The organism is Pseudoalteromonas sp. SaAl2 (assembly GCF_052947895.1).
In genome coordinates, this window is record NZ_CM129605.1 from 1,900,129 (window position 1) to 1,918,746 (window position 18,618).

General features: G+C 37.0%; 14 protein-coding genes, 2 tRNA genes and 3 pseudogenes. 8 read left to right on the plus strand and 11 right to left on the minus strand.

The window, feature by feature from the left end:
- Nucleotides 1-30: 30 nt before the first annotated feature.
- Entirely contained in the window at nucleotides 31-726 is a 696-nt protein-coding gene (locus ACU8V8_RS09220; protein WP_446889553.1) for a DUF445 domain-containing protein, read from the minus strand.
- 124 nt (nucleotides 727-850) lie between these two features.
- Here ACU8V8_RS09220 and ACU8V8_RS09225 point away from each other — a divergent pair, with 124 nt between their 5' ends.
- Both ACU8V8_RS09225 and ACU8V8_RS09230 read left to right on the plus strand, forming a co-directional pair.
- Nucleotides 851-1,711 (plus strand): fructosamine kinase family protein, encoded by an 861-nt coding sequence (locus ACU8V8_RS09225; RefSeq protein ID WP_446887245.1) that lies wholly within the window; start codon nucleotides 851-853, stop codon nucleotides 1,709-1,711.
- 147 nt (nucleotides 1,712-1,858) lie between these two features.
- The gene (locus ACU8V8_RS09230; protein WP_421961549.1) at nucleotides 1,859-2,062 is read left to right on the plus strand and encodes a CPXCG motif-containing cysteine-rich protein; all 204 of its coding nucleotides are present in this window, start codon (nucleotides 1,859-1,861) and stop codon (nucleotides 2,060-2,062) included.
- Here ACU8V8_RS09230 and ACU8V8_RS09235 read toward each other — a convergent pair.
- Complete coding sequence (locus ACU8V8_RS09235; RefSeq protein WP_446887246.1) at nucleotides 2,059-2,682, minus strand: riboflavin synthase subunit alpha; 624 nt, start codon at nucleotides 2,680-2,682, stop codon at nucleotides 2,059-2,061. The genes ACU8V8_RS09230 and ACU8V8_RS09235 overlap by 4 nt on opposite strands.
- A gap of 134 nt (nucleotides 2,683-2,816) precedes the next feature.
- Here ACU8V8_RS09235 and ACU8V8_RS09240 point away from each other — a divergent pair, with 134 nt between their 5' ends.
- The 4 genes from ACU8V8_RS09240 to ACU8V8_RS09255 all read left to right on the plus strand — a co-directional run bounded on the left by ACU8V8_RS09240 (nucleotide 2,817) and on the right by ACU8V8_RS09255 (nucleotide 5,521).
- Nucleotides 2,817-4,169: an MATE family efflux transporter gene (locus tag ACU8V8_RS09240; protein WP_446887247.1), complete on the plus strand. Its 1,353-nt coding sequence runs from the start codon at nucleotides 2,817-2,819 to the stop codon at nucleotides 4,167-4,169.
- Complete coding sequence (locus ACU8V8_RS09245; protein ID WP_446887248.1) at nucleotides 4,150-5,211, plus strand: DUF3080 family protein; 1,062 nt, start codon at nucleotides 4,150-4,152, stop codon at nucleotides 5,209-5,211. The genes ACU8V8_RS09240 and ACU8V8_RS09245 overlap by 20 nt, the downstream gene beginning before the upstream one ends.
- 111 nt (nucleotides 5,212-5,322) lie before the next feature.
- Nucleotides 5,323-5,399 (plus strand) — tRNA-Val (locus ACU8V8_RS09250).
- Between the two features lie 45 nt (nucleotides 5,400-5,444).
- A tRNA-Val gene (locus ACU8V8_RS09255) sits at nucleotides 5,445-5,521 on the plus strand.
- Between the two features lie 21 nt (nucleotides 5,522-5,542).
- Here the strand turns inward: ACU8V8_RS09255 and ACU8V8_RS09260 are convergent.
- Nucleotides 5,543-6,551 (minus strand): IS630 family transposase gene (locus tag ACU8V8_RS09260; protein WP_446887249.1). Its coding sequence is split into 2 segments (ribosomal slippage): nucleotides 5,543-6,119 and nucleotides 6,118-6,551, totalling 1,011 coding nucleotides; the frame shifts between segments, so codons are not numbered across the junction.
- A gap of 414 nt (nucleotides 6,552-6,965) precedes the next feature.
- Here ACU8V8_RS09260 and ACU8V8_RS09265 point away from each other — a divergent pair.
- A pseudogene (locus ACU8V8_RS09265) lies at nucleotides 6,966-7,226 on the plus strand (transposase); the annotation flags it as partial.
- A gap of 144 nt (nucleotides 7,227-7,370) precedes the next feature.
- Here ACU8V8_RS09265 and ACU8V8_RS09270 read toward each other — a convergent pair.
- From ACU8V8_RS09270 to ACU8V8_RS09295, 6 genes and pseudogenes are all read right to left on the minus strand, one after another.
- Nucleotides 7,371-8,558, minus strand: a complete 1,188-nt coding sequence (locus ACU8V8_RS09270; RefSeq protein WP_446887250.1) for a trans-sulfuration enzyme family protein — start codon at nucleotides 8,556-8,558, stop codon at nucleotides 7,371-7,373.
- Nucleotides 8,559-8,578: 20 nt separating this feature from the next.
- Nucleotides 8,579-9,994, minus strand: coding sequence for a Na+/H+ antiporter NhaC family protein (locus ACU8V8_RS09275; protein ID WP_446887251.1), 1,416 nt, complete (start codon nucleotides 9,992-9,994; stop codon nucleotides 8,579-8,581).
- Complete coding sequence (locus ACU8V8_RS09280) at nucleotides 9,995-11,962, minus strand: glycoside hydrolase family 97 protein (RefSeq protein WP_446887252.1); 1,968 nt, start codon at nucleotides 11,960-11,962, stop codon at nucleotides 9,995-9,997.
- 131 nt (nucleotides 11,963-12,093) lie between these two features.
- Nucleotides 12,094-12,975 carry a helix-turn-helix domain-containing protein gene (locus ACU8V8_RS09285; RefSeq protein WP_446887253.1) on the minus strand — a complete coding sequence of 294 codons (882 nt, stop codon included), beginning with the start codon at nucleotides 12,973-12,975 and terminating at the stop codon, nucleotides 12,094-12,096.
- A 113-nt stretch (nucleotides 12,976-13,088) separates the two neighbouring features.
- Nucleotides 13,089-14,651: a sodium/sugar symporter gene (locus ACU8V8_RS09290; RefSeq protein WP_446887254.1), complete on the minus strand. Its 1,563-nt coding sequence runs from the start codon at nucleotides 14,649-14,651 to the stop codon at nucleotides 13,089-13,091.
- Nucleotides 14,652-14,862: 211 nt separating this feature from the next.
- Nucleotides 14,863-15,095 (minus strand): annotated as a pseudogene (locus ACU8V8_RS09295) (transposase domain-containing protein); the annotation flags it as partial.
- Nucleotides 15,096-15,271: 176 nt separating this feature from the next.
- Here ACU8V8_RS09295 and ACU8V8_RS09300 point away from each other — a divergent pair.
- A pseudogene (locus tag ACU8V8_RS09300) lies at nucleotides 15,272-15,665 on the plus strand (transposase); the annotation flags it as partial.
- A 43-nt stretch (nucleotides 15,666-15,708) separates the two neighbouring features.
- Here the strand turns inward: ACU8V8_RS09300 and ACU8V8_RS09305 are convergent.
- Entirely contained in the window at nucleotides 15,709-17,550 is a 1,842-nt protein-coding gene (locus ACU8V8_RS09305) for a glycoside hydrolase family 36 protein (RefSeq protein ID WP_446887255.1), read from the minus strand.
- A gap of 23 nt (nucleotides 17,551-17,573) precedes the next feature.
- Nucleotides 17,574-18,608: a UDP-glucose 4-epimerase GalE gene (gene galE / locus ACU8V8_RS09310; RefSeq protein ID WP_446887256.1), complete on the minus strand. Its 1,035-nt coding sequence runs from the start codon at nucleotides 18,606-18,608 to the stop codon at nucleotides 17,574-17,576.
- Between the last annotated feature and the right edge of the window lie 10 nt (nucleotides 18,609-18,618).

The window sequence follows — 18,618 nt, forward strand, 5'->3', positions numbered from 1 at the left end:
GTGTAGTTGGCCTGCTTAATATTTTTACCGTTATATAATAGCCGCAAGCAAACCAAATAAGCCACCGAATACCCCACCCCAAACCACGAGCCAACCAAGATGCTCACGGATCATGGTTTGAATTATATCTTTGACCATCGCTGGCGTTAATTCGTTTAACCTGTCATCTACAAGGCCTAATACGGTATCGTATAATTTATCTGATGACATCGCTTTTTGCATTAGCTTGTCATTTACAAGTTGTTTAAACTGTGGGGTCTCACTCATATTTGATAGAGAGCTTTTCATTTTTTCAATAAAGGATTCACGCATTGGCTCAACCGCTTCTGTGCCGCCAAACATTGCCAACATCGCACCAAATTGAGACTGTTCAATTACTTCAAGTAAACTGTCAAATGCAGGATTAAGATCAACCTCTTCAATCACCGGTTTTAAATCCAATTGCGGTTGCTTGCTCGCCAATAATTGTTCAATTTTATCTTTTGAAAAAAACTCAGTAATAACTAGCTCTCTGATGGCGTGTTTGAACTTGGCAAACTTAACTTGAATAACACCCGAGCCATATAGAAATGGAACTTTCTCAAACAACATATGTACTGCCAATAAGTTTGTAAACGCCCCGGATAAAGCAAATAAGCCAATTGAAAGCACAATCGCTTGGTCAAAAAAGTAACCAACTAACACTAAAATTGTGGCTGTTAAATTAGTGAGTATACTTTTGTTCATTTTATTCTCCACAGGTGGCTAAATCATTGCTTAAAACTGATTATTGAATTTTACATACAAGAGTTTGTTTATTTAACTACTTTTTGCCATAGTTTAATAATCTGTATAAAAGGTGAGCAATATTATGTGGAATACCGTTAATGAGCAGATCAGCCAAGCAATGCATTTTGACTTTAAGCATACCTTTAAACGCCAACTGCAAAGCTCAAATGACGATATGTTATTTGAAATAAGCGATGGTACCCACACATACTTTGTAAAAGTTGCCCATCATACACAATTAGAGCGATTTGAGTGTGAAGCCCATAATTTGAGACTGCTTACTCAGGAAAGCCTTTTTATGGTCCCTGATCACATCACAAGTGGGTCAAACATTGAATATGCATTTTTAGTACTTGAGTGGCTTAAGCTCGATCAGCAGCCTCATACAATGTGGCATAGTATGGGCAAGCATATGGCAAGCCTCCACCAAAAACATCAGCAGGCAATGTTTGGCTTTGATCATGACAATTTTGTTGGCCCAACTTTACAGCCCAACCGATGGCATAAAAAGTGGAATGTGTTTTACGCCGAAGAACGCATTGGCTGGCAATTACAGTTACTTGAAGAAAAAGGCATTAACTTAGTGGATAAAGAATATTTGATCCGATTTATAAAAGACTTACTCCATAGTCACCATGTAGAGCCGTCACTACTGCATGGAGATTTTTGGCGAGGCAACATGGGGTTTATTCAAGCTATACCCTGTATATTTGATCCCGCTTGTTATTATGGTGATCGGGAAGTTGATATTGCCATGAGTGAGCTATTCGCCCCGCTTCCCGAAGCATTCTACCTTGCTTACAATAAGGAGTACCCACTGAGTAATGGGTACCAGAACCGTAAACAAATTTACCAGCTTTACCCAATCTTAAATCATGCCAATATTTTTGCTGGCCACTATCTAACTGAAGCTAAACAACAAATTGATTCACTATTAAAATAATGGGCTTTTTACTGTAAATACGATGTCATAAAGCTGTAATACCGACTATATTTAAAATAAGATGTTGAAAACGCGTGCAGTCGCTAAAATGCCTGAATACGTGTTTAGCGCTGTTACCTTTGGCTCGATTGCCAAGTCGGAGCATTTATGAAAAATCAACTATCACAACGCATAACTTGCCCACATTGCGGGCATCATATCCATGTAACCTTAGACGCCAGCGAAGGTGACCAAGACTACTTTGAAGATTGCAGTGCCTGCTGTAACCCTATTCATTTTAATATGCATATTGATCATGCTTACAATAAAATAGAGTTACACATCGATAGTGATAATGAGCAAATCTTTTAGCGACTTTGTTTTAAGTAGTTCTCGACCGTGTTGATAATAGTAAAGGTCTGTTGATCAACCTCAATATTTAGCTGCGCGCCGGCTTCTGCTAAGCCCAAGTTGGTAATAGCTAATGTCTCTGGAATTAAATGTAACCAAAAGCCATTTTCATCGGTTTCACCCACAGTTAGGCTCGCGCCATTTACACCGACAAACCCTTTGTACAATACATATTTTTGCCACTGGGGGGCTAAAGCTAGTTTTATTTTACAATTATCTTGCGTATTAATAATGTCATCGATACGTGCTGTGCAATGAATATGACCCGACATAATATGCCCGCCTAATTCAGAGCCAAATGTCATTGAGCGCTCGAAATTAACTTTGTCATCAGCCTCTAATTGACCTAAGTTTGTTAATTTGAGGGTTTCATCAATCACATCAAAATAAACATACGCCAATTGGCTCTCAGCCGCACTAAATTTCACTACCGTTAGACAACAACCATTAATTGCAATGCTTGCACCAATTTCTAGCTTTTCAACATACTGTAAGCCTACCGATAACGTTAAGCGTAATACACCTTCACGCTGCTCTGTCGATAAAACTGTCGCTTTAGTTTGTACTATTCCAGTAAACATATTAAATCAATCTTCACTTTGCTAAGTTGAGCGTAAGTTTATCACTTAAGGGTTAGTGAATCATCGATATAAACTTTTATTCTTTTATAAATCAATTACACTAGCGCCCAATTATTTCTTATTTAGCAAACACTATGACTTTTTGTAATTGGGAAGCTAAACGCCTTATTTCTCTTGCGATCCCAGTATTTTTAGCACAAGTAACCTTAGTATTAATGTCGGTAGTTGACACCATTATGGCAGGTCAAGTGAGCCCTACTGATCTGGCCGCTCTTTCAATAGCTACCGGTGTTTGGAACCCTGCAATGCTGGCACTGCAAGGTATACTGTTGGCCTTAACGGGAATTATTGCCCAGTTCTCAGGCGCTAATGATAAAAGTGGCATTAGCCACTACTTTCAACAAGGGCTCTATTTAGCCGGTGTATTAAGTGTGGTTGGTTTTTCAATTGCTTATTTTGCTGACTTAATCATTTTGAAACTTGATACTAGCCCAGCTATTGCTGCTATGGCCTACGAGTATATTCACTTTGTCAAATGGGGCATTATCGGTTTTTTAGTCTTCAGTGTTTACCGTAATATTACCGAAGGTATGGGCATGACTAAACCTGCGTTTTATATTAGTTTGCTCGGGCTTGCAGTAAACATACCCGCTAACTATATTTTCATTCACGGTAAATTTGGCATGCCTGAATTGGGCGGCGCAGGGTGTGGTATCGCCACAGCACTGGTATTTACTGCCATGGCAATCGCGCAGGTGATATATTGCCAACTGAGTAAAAAAGTAGATGCTAAAAGACTGCTCGCCAATTTTAAAGCACCACAGATAGCAACAATGTGGAATATTACCAAAGTAGGTATTCCTATTTCACTGGCCACTTTTTTTGAAGTCACCTTATTTGCTTGTATTCCACTTTTTATTGCCCATTTAGGTGCCGTAGCGGTTGCTGGGCACCAAATCGCAGCCAGTGTTACCACCCTACTCTTTATGATGCCACTTAGCTTATCTATCGCCATAAGTATCCGTATTGGTAACTTGTATGGGCAAAATCACTTTGATCAGTTAAAAAAAGCCATATCCACCAGCTACTTACTAGCCGTCATGATCGCAATATTATTAGCAACCATTACATTTTTTGGTCGTGATATTATAAGTCAACTATACACTGATGATGCTCAAGTAATCGCACTTGCAACATCAATAATGATATTAGCTTGTATTTATCAACTACCAGACGCCCTACAAGTTGCAGCAAATGGTATTCTAAGAGGTTTAAAACACACGGCGCCGATTTCATACATAACATTTATTTCATACTGGCTAATAGGCTTTGCTTTAGGCTATGTGCTTGCCCGCACCGATTTAATTGTGCCAGCGATGGGGCCACATGGGTTTTGGATAGGTATTATTGTTGGTTTAACCGTAGCTGCTATTCTATTAATGTTAACCGTCGCTAAGCGCTTTAAACGTGAACCATTTATTCAATAGCTTTAAAACAGTATCAGGTATAAACGAACGCATTTTTGTTTACCTAGCTATGCTCGCTTCAATTGTACTTACTACAGGTTGTAGCGAGCAACCCAGTGACACGTATCACGAATACCAGTCGCGCCTTGCTAATGCGCTGTCATCCCCTATACCAGCATACGCAGAGCTTACTAATATAAAATTAAATCCCCAACCTTTAATAAGCCAAACACAGCTCAACGTAAGTATTCTACAATTAGCCCAACTTAACTCATGCGCACTGAGCACATTAATTGCTGAGCACAACTCTCAACTAGGTAAAGTGGCCACTCCTGCGACTAAATTAATTTATCAAATAGAGTTCATTAAGGCCGCTCCAACTTGTTTGCGAACCCTCGACAAAACATCAAATAGCTATCAAAAAATACTAGCCGCGCTGCATCATAAACAGGCGCAGCTACCTGCCTATTTCACACAATTTTTATATGCCGAAGCTGAACTCAAACAAAGTTGGCAACTAACACATTATGAACTCGATACCAACCTCAACGGCTTAGTAGAAACAGAATTAGCTTTACAGCAACTAGCGAATATAAAAAACCAAATAAGTGCTGAGCAATATCAGCAAATTAATATTCACCATATTTATAAAAGTTTAGAGCAGCTAAATCGCTTTAACTTTAATCAAGCACTCATCACTGCCGTAAGAAAGCAAACACGACTTAACAATGTAACAACAAACTACCTTGCAGATATAGATTTAACGAGTCTTTGTAATCCAATAAAAAACAAAAAACAGGCGCAGATTGTCAACAATGTATTTAAAAAATATTATTTGGCGCAGCTACAGCCATATCAAGCACAGCTCACGGGTGCCTTAGAGCTACTCATGCCATACTATCGAGCTCTTTGGCTACAAAATACATACGTGGATAAAGCTTTAGTACCCATGTTAAAACCTAATCACCCACACACTCTACTCAACGGCTTAAAGCAATCAGCGAAAGAACATGTAATTTGGTGGCAGAGGTTTTATAAAACGTGTGAAATCAGTCCGATATGAATAAAAAAACGGCAAACGAACCAAAAAACACTATTCTCGCTTGATTCACACAAGCGCACGCTATATATTAGCGACCGTTGTTAAACAATTAACAGCGCTTAAATTTATGATACGACCGTAGCTCAGTTGGTTAGAGCGCTACCTTGACATGGTAGAGGTCGGTGGTTCGAATCCACTCGGTCGTACCAAATTTATTACTCCCTGTAATAAGTTTAATTTAAGAATCCTATTGTACGACCGTAGCTCAGTTGGTTAGAGCGCTACCTTGACATGGTAGAGGTCGGTGGTTCGAATCCACTCGGTCGTACCAAATTTATACCAATACTTTTTATTAAGTGATCAAATTTATCCATTTTCTCGAACAGATACGCTTAACGTTATCAATGTCTGAGCGAAATGTATTCCACGCCCTACTTACTTGCTCCACAATATCGTCATAACTTGCAAATGTACGATTAGATAACTCTCTATTTCTCATCCATGCCCACACTTGCTCAATGGGGTTCAGTTCGGGTGAGTAGGGAGGAAGCGGTATCACCGACACATTTTTAATGTCTTGTGCAACATTACCCATATGCCAGCTTGCCCGATCAACGATTACCACAGCGTGCTCCCCACAGGGTGTCGCATCCGAAATAAGTTCTAAGTGCTGCCTCATTATATCCTTACTCAAATAAGGCGCTATGATAGCCTCAGTTTGACCTGTCGCAGGGCAAACTGCACCAAATATATGAGTTGATAGAAACTGTTGCTGTTTGACCACACGGGGCCTTGAACCTTTCTTTGCCCAAATTTTAGATGTGGTATTTTGTTGACCAAACCGCGCTTCATCTTGGAACCAGACATTGACTCTATCAAGTGATACGTGGCCTGGAATTGTGATGAGCGTATTACGAAGGAAATTTTTTAAAGTCTTCTTGCGCCTGAACTGATTGTTTAGGGTGTTTCGAGCGAGATGTAATCCACGACAAATTAAGCTCATGTAATAAGCGATAAACATTATTAAGCTTATACTGCACATCAAATGTCTCGCGAATATACTCACGAATGTCTTCACCGATTAAGCGACCCCCTTCATCTTTAACTGCATGTTTGCATACATAATCTTTGAGTTGCTGCTTTTGCTTAGCCGTTAGAGCACAAGGGCGACCTGGCTGTTTCTTAATGTCTAATGCCGCAATGCCATCGGTAAGATAAGCTGTCACCCACTCATTTACCAAGCGCCGACTCACGCCTGTCGCTTGTGCAACAGCCGTGCGATTTTTAACTTTAAGAAATTGACGAACAACTTGATAGCGGGTTTTTAATCGCGCATCTCGGGTGTAGGGAAAATCTGGCATGTTGGACAATTTAAGCTCAATAAGAATGAGTGAATTTACCAGTATTAGATCACAAATAGCATTAAATTAAAATAGATCATCAATTAAATGTGTTTGGTATTATTACTCCCTGTAATAAGTTTAATTTAAGAATCCTATTGTACGACCGTAGCTCAGTTGGTTAGAGCGCTACCTACTCTTTATGCCCCACGCCAATATCGATGATTCGAATCCACTCGGTCGTACCAAATTTATTACTCCCTGTAATAAGTTTAATTTAAGAATTCAATTGTACGAGTGTAACTCAGTTGGTTAGAGCGCTACCTACTCTTTATTCCCCACGCCGATATCGGTGACTCGGTCGTAGGTAATCCCCCCGAAAAATAATAGATGCCAAACGTAGAATTTCTCTTATTGTAAACACAGAAGAAAATTATGAAAAAAGCACATTTTACAGACAGTCAGATCCCCGCTATTTTGAAGCAAGCCGAAAGCGGTGTGCCCATTCCAGAGCTATGCCGTGAACATGGTATGAGCAACTCAACCTTTTATAAATGGCGCTCAAAATAAGGCGGCATGGATGCATCTTTAATGTTAAGTAAAACATGCTATCGCTATACGCCAAAACTGTCTGATGAAAATGAGGAAATTGCAGCGTTGCTATTGGATTTAAGCCAATGTCAGCGAAATTGGGGGATTACCGTTCGAAATTAAAAACTTTAGTCATGTGTCATTCCTGTATTGGTAAACTCTACTGAAATGACACATATTTTTGAATACTACTATTAAAACTAATATTTTGACCATTCATGTTTATGGTATTAAAAGCCTTCACCTACTTTAAATAAGATTTAAAGCCTGAATTAAGTCATCTAATAAATCGTGTTTATCTTCTAACCCAACTGATATTCTCATATCACCTAGAGTAATACCCATCATATTAATTTGCTCTTCAGTTAACTCTCTTATACAGCTAATTGCAGGTGCATAAATAAGACTTTCGTGCCCTCCCCAACTCACCCCTTTTTGAAATAGTTTTAAAGAATCAAAAAATTTAATAATTTGAGTTAAATCATTTGTATTTAATTGAAAGCTTATTAGCCCACTAAAACCACTCATTTGTTTACAAGCAAGCTCGTATTGGTTAAAACTTTTAAGTCCCGGGTAGGTAATATTTTTTATTTTCTCATGTTTTTCTAAAAACTCAGCGATAAACAATGCGTTACTTTGGTGTTTAGCCATTCTTATATCAATAGTGCGTAAACTACGCAGTAATAAACTTGCCTCATGAGGTGATAATTTAGCACCCAAAAGTTCATACTCGCACCCAGCTATGGAATTTATAACATCTGTGCTGCCTATTAAGGCACCGGCAATAATGTCACTGTGTCCACCTAAGTATTTTGAACACGAGTGCACCTCTAAATCAATTCCCATAGGTAATGTTTTTTGGAATATTGGCGTGGCCCATGAATTATCAATTACGGTTGCTATATTATGTTTTTTAGCAATTTCTACTATTTTTTCAATATCTTGAATTATAAACGTAACTGATGTGGGGCTTTCTAAATAAATTAACTTGGTATTAGGTTGGATGCTGTTTCTAATTTCTTCAATATCATTTCCAGATACATAAGTTACTTCAACTCCCATCTTAGGAAGCATAAAGTTATTAAGTAAACTATGTGCAGGACCGTAGATATTTTTTAAGGTGATCATGTGATCGCCATTATTCATAAAGTGCAAAATACCTGATGAAACTGCAGCCATTCCTGAGGCAAATAGCTTGGATTTTTCGCCTTTCGCTAGCTTAGCTATTTTCTTTTCTACAAAGGTGACTGTTGGATTATTTCCTCGAGTATAAATATGACTATTTTCTTTATTCTGAAATGCTTGCTCCAAAGCAGCCCAAGAGCTGAATGTAAATAAAGAGTTTTGATAGATAGGAGGAACAACCGCGCCAAAAGCTTCTCCTTCTTTATTACTATCGTTAATTAAATCGGTAACAAAGTTGTGCTCTTTATTCATTATCTATCTCCAAATTAGGTCTACTTTTTGCTTGTCCAATATCCAAATAGGCAAAAGTGAATGCTAAAAAAAATATTTATAATTGATAAAAACTGCCAATTCCAATACTCCAACACACCAACACCAAGGGAGGTAAAAATAAATACTGATGTTGTGCTCCAAGGGATTAGGCTTTCAATCATGGTTCCTGTGTCCTCTAAAGATCGAGACAAAACAGTTCTAGGTATATTCAATTCATCGTATTTTCTTGTAAAAGCTTCCCCTACGATAAAGCTATTTGCGTACTGACTAGAGGTAAGTGCATTTGTTAATCCAGAGGAAATTAATGTAATGGATACCAGCTTGCTTGGTTTTTTAATTTTTGGAATGATTTCATTTATCAAAGTGGGTATCGCATTTAACTTACTAATAGTACCTACATAAATAAAAACAATTAAAATTATAACAATCGGTTCTATTAATGAATATATTCCACCTCTATTCAATAAGTTACCAAGAAAAACTTGTTGGGTTGTTGGAAGAGCAATCAACATATCTATTGAAAAGCCTCTATGGATTGTATTAACAACATCATCAAACGAGCTATGTTGATAAAAAATAGCGAGTAAAGATGCCAATAAGGATGAAACGATTAAAGTCGGTAAAGGCTCCTTTTTTTTAATTGAGCCAACCAAGATAATCAAAGGAGGTAAAAATAATAAATAGTTAAAACTAAATAGATTTGGCAAGATTTCTTTTAATTCATCTAGAGCATATAAGTTTGAAACACCCATATCTGCTGGATATAAATAACCTAATATAAAAAACAAAATACAAGATACTATAGCAGCAGGTAATGTGGTTATAAGCATTGCTTTAATATGGGATTGCACATCCACGTTGACAGAAATAGCAGCCACATTCGTTGTGTCAGATAATGGAGACAGCTTATCCCCAAAATACGCCCCTCCTACTATTGCACCTGTCAATATCCCCAAATCTACGTTCAGAATTTTACCGGTAGTAATAAACACTAAGCCAATTGTCGCGATGGTCCCCCAAGAAGACCCGCAACATAATGAAAATGCAGCGGATGCTGCAAATGCGATAAGGTATATGTGCTCGGGAGAGACAAGTTCAAGGCTCAAATAGACTAAATAAGGAATTGTCCCAGACAAAACCCACGTTCCAATAAGTACTCCTATAGCGAATAAGAGCATAACTATTGGAAGAGCCTTGGATATTCTTTCGACTACTGTTGTGATTATTTCATTCCACTTAAACCCAAGGTATAAGGCTTGTGTGACCACAATTATGGACGATAAAAGAAATACAACTTCTAAAGGCAGCGCTGTTTGCTCTAGTAAAAATGGCCTTACTATCAAGCCATAAATTACCATTCCTAATAGAACAAATACCGAGAATAAAGAAGCGAATAAGTTTTTATACTGCGTCATCTAGTTTGCTACTTTACGCAGCTTAGCAACCCAGCCACCATTTGGTGCCAGCTCAACTTTGTGCTTAAGTTTTGAGTCAATCGCTAATGTTGAAGTTGCATAGTCACTTGCATAATTATCGGCATTAATACCGTCCTTGAAAAGATCCATTTTATATTGACCATCATCTAAAAACCCAAAGTCTATTTCATACTCTCGCCCTTCACTATTGCCTAATACAGCCACAAACCAGTCAGAGCCTGAACGTCTTGCCATAACAATATGATCAGTTAATTTAGCCGACAGAACAACGGTTTCATCCCAAACTGATGGTATCGAACTTATAAAACGAGTGCTCTCGTGTTCTTTTCTATAGTTAGATGGGCTATCAGCAAGCATTTGAAGTGGGCTTTCAAACACAACATAAAGTGCTACTTGGTGGGCTCTTGTTGTTTTACTCATCGGTCTATTGAATGATATGTGAAAGTTTTCAGGTTGAGTATTAACCATCGCACCTGGGGTATAATCCATAGGACCGGCGAGCATACGTATAAAGGGCAATGTTAAGTTATGCTCCGACGTAATGTAGTCACCCCATTTATTGTGCTCTAAACCGCGAACACCTTCTCGAGTAATAACATTTGGATACGCTCTTCGTAATCCAGCTGGTTTATATGAGCCATGAAAGTTAACAAGTAGCTTTGTATCTGCCGCTGCTTTAGCTACCTGCCAATAATAGTTAACCATTTCTTGATCATCTCTTTGCATAAAATCTACTTTGATACCCTTAACACCCCACTTTTGGTAGTGTTTAAGGATATTATCCATATCTTTACCAAGAGTTTCCCATACAACCCAGAGGATCACGCCTACATTCTTAGACTCACCATATGAAACAATTTCTTGTACATCAATATCATCTACAATTTCTAAAGCATTGCCTAATGTATACCAACCTTCATCTAAAATTATATATTCAAGACCATATTGTGCAGCAAAATCTATATAATATTTATACGTTTCAGTATTTACACCCGCTTTAAAGTCTACCCCATATAGATTATTTGCATTCCACCAATCCCATGCAACTTTTCCCGGTTTTACCCATGTTGGATCAATTTCACTTTCTGGTGCTAATAAGTAGCTCAATTGGTTGTTTAACAGTTCTTTATCATCTTTACTTATCGCTATCACTCTCCAAGGAAATTTAAACTCACTTTCATTTGAAGTTATTAACGCAATATCTTTTGCTCTTTTAATAATATTTTCGTTTCTGTCTGAGCCTCCTTTCAAGCTCGAAGATAGCACTCTTTTTGGGTGAGTACCCATTAATGAAGTTTTACTATTACCTGTGATCCATAACCCTGGGTAATTTCGCAAACCTGTTTCTGTAATGACTACTTTGAACTTAGAGCCTTCAACTAATAGGGGTAAACTTCCCAAGTTGTCATCACCTAATTCTGATAGATATTTATTTAAATATGTTCTTTCATTATGAGAGTAAAAACTTTTTTCTTGAGGATAATAGGTAAGTAAATCTTTCGTAAATTTAAACTCTGCAATTTCATTAACGACTTTAAATTCACCTTTTTTGTCACTAACAAACCGATAAGAAACCCCATTGTCAAATACGCGAAATTGAACAGTGATACCAGTTTCATACGCTAAGTTTAATTGGTTATAATTATCATGAATGGTTGCAGATTTTTGTTTTATATGAGGCCTAACAACTTGGTCTACATGTTGTTTAGTACTATTTTTGAATTTATCATTACGTAATAATAATCCATCTTTTTCAAATGCTATATTTGCCTTAGCGTCTTTAAGAATAACTTCACCAGACGCTTTTACAGAGTATTTTAGATCAATTCCATTAGTGTTAACTGTAAGTTCTATTTCACCATCGGGTGAGGTAATGGTCTTATTCAGCGCATTTACTTTGTAACTTGTGATCGTAGTTAAAAAGACTAAAAGAAATAATTTTTTCATCACTTACTCTCTTATTTAATAGTAATTACATTTATTTTTTGATTTATAATGCAATGTTTGTAAATTAAATTAGAGCACGCATAACATTAAATAGCTTACACAATTAACATAAAACCCTCCTAAAAAATAACTCAATGCTTAAGCATTGTTTTTCTAAACTCTAAAGGTGACATGTGTAATTCTTTTTGAAACATATCGTAAAATCGGCTTACCGAGCCAAACCCTGCTTTATTTGCAATATTAATAACTGGTTCTTGTGTATCAACCAAAAGGGCCTGTGCATGTTGAAGCCTGAGCTGATTTACATAGTGCTTAATACTCACCTTCATCACCCTACCAAATAGCTTCATTGCATAATTTTTGTGTAAACCTGTCGCACCAGCCACATCCTCGATGTTAATTTTCTCATCATAGTGTTCCGCTATATAAGCGAGCATGGCTTGGACATGGTTTATTCCCCTTATAGCCGCTTGTCCTTTTTCTTTAACTACCCTTTCTACAAACCCGTACGTTTTATATTTTTCTAATGCCATACGGGAAATACGAGTTCTGATTTCACTAATCACCTGCATGGTTAACGGTGGCGTATTTTTGATTAAATCGTCTCCCCACATTTGTGTAATTAATTCATCATTTGGGTATAAGCTGTCTGATAAAACAACTTCTCCTATTAATAATAATTCAATAAAATCATGTGGTAGTTTCCAAGACAGAAAAGCTTGAAGAGGAATGTAGATATTAATCATGTACCCGTCACCTGTGAAATTAGTCATTTGATGAGGTATTGCAGCCCAAAAAATTAACATTTTTCCTTCAGGCACATCTATATAATGACCATTTATGAGATACTCTGCAGAGCAGTTAAACAGAAAATTTATTTCGATGTGCCCATGCCAGTGACTTTGCTCCATTATTTTAGGTATATGTTTTTGGAAACCAAATTTAGAATCCTCACCTTGGACCTCTAATGGCCCTGAATCCCTTGGTATAATCCTATTTATCCAATTTAGCATTCAATTACACCTACTTTATTTCGTCCTCTTCTTTAATAAGTAAAAAGGAAACATATTGATAACGATGATATATGTACCAACATTACATCGTTATGACAATATGAACAAGTTGGTTACCACCAGGTTACATAAAACGCAACAAGACAAATAATTACACCTAATGATGCTACGTTGAAACTAGTTTCTGTACTAAAGCTAACCTCATCTAATTTCACTGTGTTATTTTCCTGAACCTCTTGATTAAGGAGCGATACGATAATACATACAATTAAGCATAAGATGAAAACAATACTTACGCGGTCCATAAATGCAATATGAGGCATATATATTTTAAACAATATTGAAAAAATGGCTGAGCCAATTGCAGCAGAAAATGCGCCTGTAGAAGTTGCTTTTGACCAAAACATTCCCAATAAAAATATGACCACTATTCCGGGAGTAAAAAAGCCCGTGAACTCTTGTACATATTGAAAGGCTTGATCAAAGTTTCCTAAAAAAGGTTCTGCAACAACAAGCGCAATGAGTAGCGATGCACAGACAGTAATTCGGCCAATTTTCACATAATGTGTTTGTGCCTTATTGGGCACCAACTTACTGTAAATATCCATTGTAAAGATAGTTGAAATACTGTTTGTCATTGATGCAAGTGAAGAAACGATAGCAGCTACCAATGCTGCAAAAACCAATCCTTTAATACCAAGTGGCATTAGTGACATCATAGATGGATAAGCATGATCAGAAATATCTAAATCGGGATATATTAATACTGCGGCTATACCAGGGAGAACCACAATTATTGGCATGAGTAATTTAATGTATGCAGCAAACACAATACCCTTTTGAGCTTCTTTTACATTTTTTGCAGCTAAGGCTCTTTGAATTATATATTGGTTAAACCCCCAGTAACTGAGGTTCATCACCCATAAACCACCGACTAAAACGGAAATACCTGGCAGGCTTAGATAATGTTCATTGTCAGAGCTCAGAATCATATCAAAATGCTCTGGTAACTCTTTCGTTAAAACTTTAGCGCCTTCAAATATCCCTCTCCCCCCTGACACTGTATCAAGAGCTAAATAGGTTAAAAACAACCCGCCAAAAACAAGTAGAACAACTTGAATTATATCCGTATAGGCTACGGCTTTAAGGCCACCGTACAAGGAGTAAGCCATCGAAAATAAAATTAAAAAAACCATGCCATAAAACCAATCGACACCAGCTACGGTTTCTATTGCAAGCCCACCAAGCCATAAAACTGCCGTTAAATTAACAAAAATATAAACAGCTAACCAAAAAAGAGCTAATGTAGTTTTAACCTTATTATCAAATCGTTTTTCTAAGTACTGAGGCATCGTATATATTTTATTTTTTAAAAAAATAGGTAACATATACTTTCCAACAATAACTAACGTGATAGCTGCCATCCATTCGTAAGAAGCAATCGCAAGCCCTATCGCATATCCTGAACCAGACATCCCAATAATTTGCTCTGCTGAAATATTTGAAGCAATTAGCGAGGCACCTATAGCCCACCACGGCAAACTTTTTCCAGCTAAAAAGTAATCTTCTGTATTTTTTTCATGAGACTTTTCATCTCTAGATATCCATAAAGCAACGGCTAATAGCCCTACTATATATATGACAAAAATACTAATATCGAGTGTTTCTAGTTTCATATTAAGCCTTTAGATTTTATTGTATTAAGCTTGATATATAAATATATCTGAGCACATATTTATTCTTATTCTGAATACTATGTGTAACAGTATTACGGTTCAATTTTTAATGTGTAAAAGCTATTTTTTGATATGAAGTAGGTAATTTATAGGAATGTAGTATCAACGTTGCACTAAATATTGTGAACCTTAAACGTCCGGTGATCATCTCCTAGGTATCGATGTTCCAAGGCAATAATCGTTCTATGTCTGGCTCTGGCTGATAAAGCTCATCGAGGCAATGCATGATGTAATCTGGCGTAAGCCGTTGGATTTCGCAGTTTCAATGATGCTGTATAGGTGGGCGCTTGCTATTGCGCCGGGTGAGGTTTGGTTAAACATCCAGTTCTTACGGACAATAACAAACAGTTTGATAGCGCGCTCGGTGCGATTATTGTCGATATTAGCTGACCATTCTCAATGGTGTAATAATGGTCAACTCACAACTTAGTTCTTAAGGAACATTGATCGCGTAACCTCCTACTTTAAAACGGTAAATTTCACTTTCTTTGGTAATCTCCCCGAAAAATAATAGATGCCAAACGTAGAATTTTCTCTTATTGTAAACACAGGAGAAAATTATGAAAAAAGCACATTTTACAGACAGTCAGATCCTCGCCATTTTGAAGCAAGCCGAAAGTAGTGTGCCCATTCCAGAGCTATGCCGTGAACATGGTATGAGTAACTCAACCTTTTATAAATGGCGCTCAAAATATGGCGGCATGGATGCATCTTTAATGATAAGTGAAACATGCTATCGCTATACGCCAAAACTGTCTGATGAAAATAAGGAAATTGCAGCGTTGCTATTGGATTTAAGCCAATGGCAGCGAAATTGGGGGTTTGGTTTATGTTTTTTACATTTACGCAATGTTAAAGGCTACACGTGGAATCATAAGCGCTTTTATCGTATTTACGCTTGAGTTGAATCTACGAATAAAGCCTAGAAAACGTCTAACAGGGAAGAAGCAGGAGTACTCAAATAAAATGAGTACTCATTTTAACATCAGTAAATGTATTATTTACTTATTAATTTTATCTTAGCTAAACCCGATACAGGAATATCCAATATTAGTAAGTGGCCGTTTACGACCTTACTATAGACTTCTACTCGCTTACCAGTCGGTGTATATACTTCTACATCTGCTCTGTATGTATTTTTACTAAGTTTTAAAATCACTTCATTCGTTTTTTTAGCATTTATGATATCTATGGTACTTATATTATTGGTTTGGGCTGCAACCGAATCGCCATATAAGGTAATAATTTGTTTATTGCCCTTATAACTACTAATTAGAGGGTAGTTACTTGTTATACCTTGAGGCTGAAAATTTTCGCTAAGTAAAACATATTTATTTGCATTCCAATAGCTTGTATAAAATTCAACCATATCTAAATGACTAGTAGGTAAATCATTTAATCGCACTGACAACTGCGGTACAGAATAGAAAACATTTAATAATTGCAAAGCGGCTGACTCTACAGGTTCATCAAGGTGCCACATCAACATATCGGAATGCACTGCGGTATCGCCACTTAAAAGTCTTAGTGTGACAATACGCTTTCTGTTTGTTACTGCACCATTTGGAATATCTGTAGCACGAAACATGTTTCCATACTTTCGCATCGCTGGCCCAATATATCGCTGTCTAAATTCAATCATTACTTCAGGATTAATTTTCTTTAGCTCAAAAACTAAATCAGACATTAGTTTATCTACAGATTCATATACAGATGCGAAATCTCTACCATTCCCAATAGTTAAGTCTGTATCGTCTGATGTTTTAAATTGATCAATAAAGTCTAATTTTAAACCATCCCACTTCCAATCTTTTACTGCCTTTATGTAATGATTTATAAGATATTGTCTCACTTCAGGGTATCTCGGGTCTAAAACATAAGTTCCTAATGACTCACTATGGCTAAGATATTTACCTTTAAATTTTTGTGCCGCTTTTGACTTATCGCCAACAAATGGAATTGAATACCAAAGTAATGATTTCATATCTAGAGCATGTACATCCGACACAAATTTTTCAATATTGGTTAACCTTTCTGGATCCCAGTCACCAGTATAAGCATAACCCCTATTGCTATCATTGGTCTGCCAACCATCATCAACAATAATTGCACCATAGCCTAATTGTTTCGCTAACTTACTTTCAGCGAGTAACTCATCATGTTTGATATTTTGATGATAACTATACCAAGTAGAATACATTGGCTCTAAAGCACTTTGCGGAACAGTTATTGGCGTATATTGTTCCATATTTGCCCACCAATCAGCTACATCACGCAGCGAAGTGTAAATAGGGATTTCACGCATATCGATTCTAACTTCAACTTCATAATTTTTAACTGCTTTGTGCTTTTCAGTAAAAAAATCCAGTTGATGATAAATCATTGAATCCTCTTCGCGCACTTGAGCTGATAAATTTACAAGATTTACAGCATCACTTACCGATATGGTATAGCGATTGATATCATCATGCCCAAATAAAGAGTAAGTAGGTGCATTTTGCGTCAGCATTGAAGATAATTTTTTACTACTCCAATCCGCTGGAATTATATAGTCATTGTTAAACTCTGGAGTCCAGATACCAGCAATATCTATCGATGGTGTTTGCCACTTGATTGACGTTTTAGGCGGGCTTATGGCTTCATCTGCAGTGAGTACCATAGTAAAACTATAAACTTCCGTCTCTTTAGTGATATTTTTTATTTTTATCGAAAAAGGACTTTCGTCTTTTTCTACGTCAATCACGAGTGGACCTAACTCAAAGCTTGTTTGCTTAGTTTGTGCATAGAGTAATGTCGGATTAAGTAACATTATTAATATAATTAATCTGAGTGTGTTCATTTTATTTCCTTAAATAACCGTAATTAAGCTAAATTTTTATTCTGGTAACCCATAGGGTTACTTGTTTTATAACGCCATGTATCTTTCATCATATCTTCAAGATTATATTCACATTGCCAGCCAAGTATGTTTTTAGCTTTACTTGAATCAGCCCAAAATGCAGGTAAATCACCGTTGCGTCTAGGAGCCCTTTTAAACGGGATATCAACACCTGTATGTTGTATAAAACTCTTCACAATAGCTAATACTGAAAATGGACTGCCCGTGCCTAAGTTAAATGCTTCATATACGGGTTGTTGCTTGGGATCTAACCACTGCAGTGCTTTAAAATGGCCATTAGCCAAATCACTAACATGAATATAATCACGCTCACAAGTGCCATCTTCAGTTGGGTAATCTCCCCCAAAAATAGATAGCTTTTCACGTTTACCAACCGCTACTTGCGCGATAAAAGGCATCAAATTATTAGGAATACCCAATGGGTCTTCGCCAATTAAACCACTTTTGTCAGCACCAATAGGATTAAAGTAACGTAGACTTGCTACCTGTAATTTACCTGCCTTTACAATATCTTGCAGCATTTGCTCAATCATGACTTTGGTTTGCCCATAAGGGCTTGATGCGCGGCTCAGCGGGAGTTCCTCAGTATAAGGTGGTTTTGCATCCTCACCATAAACTGTCGCTGATGAACTAAACACCAGTTTATTAACATTAAATTCTGCCATGCATTGACATAAATTAAGTGTTGATATCAAATTATTTTGGTAATAGCTCAATGGTTTTTGCATTGATTCGCCCACCGCTTTTAAACCTGCGAAATGAATTACAGAGCTAAAATCGTGGGCGTCAAATGTTGCTTTGAGTTTTTCTTGATCCAGTAAACTTGCATGAATAAACTCTACTTTTTTTTGTGCTAGCTTTTCGACTCTTATTAGTGATTCACGACTTGAGTTACTCAAATCATCAATAACAACCACCTCAAAACCACTGTTTAATAAGCTCAATACAGTATGACTGCCAATATATCCGGCACCACCAGTGACAAGTACTTTTTTCATTTAACCACCT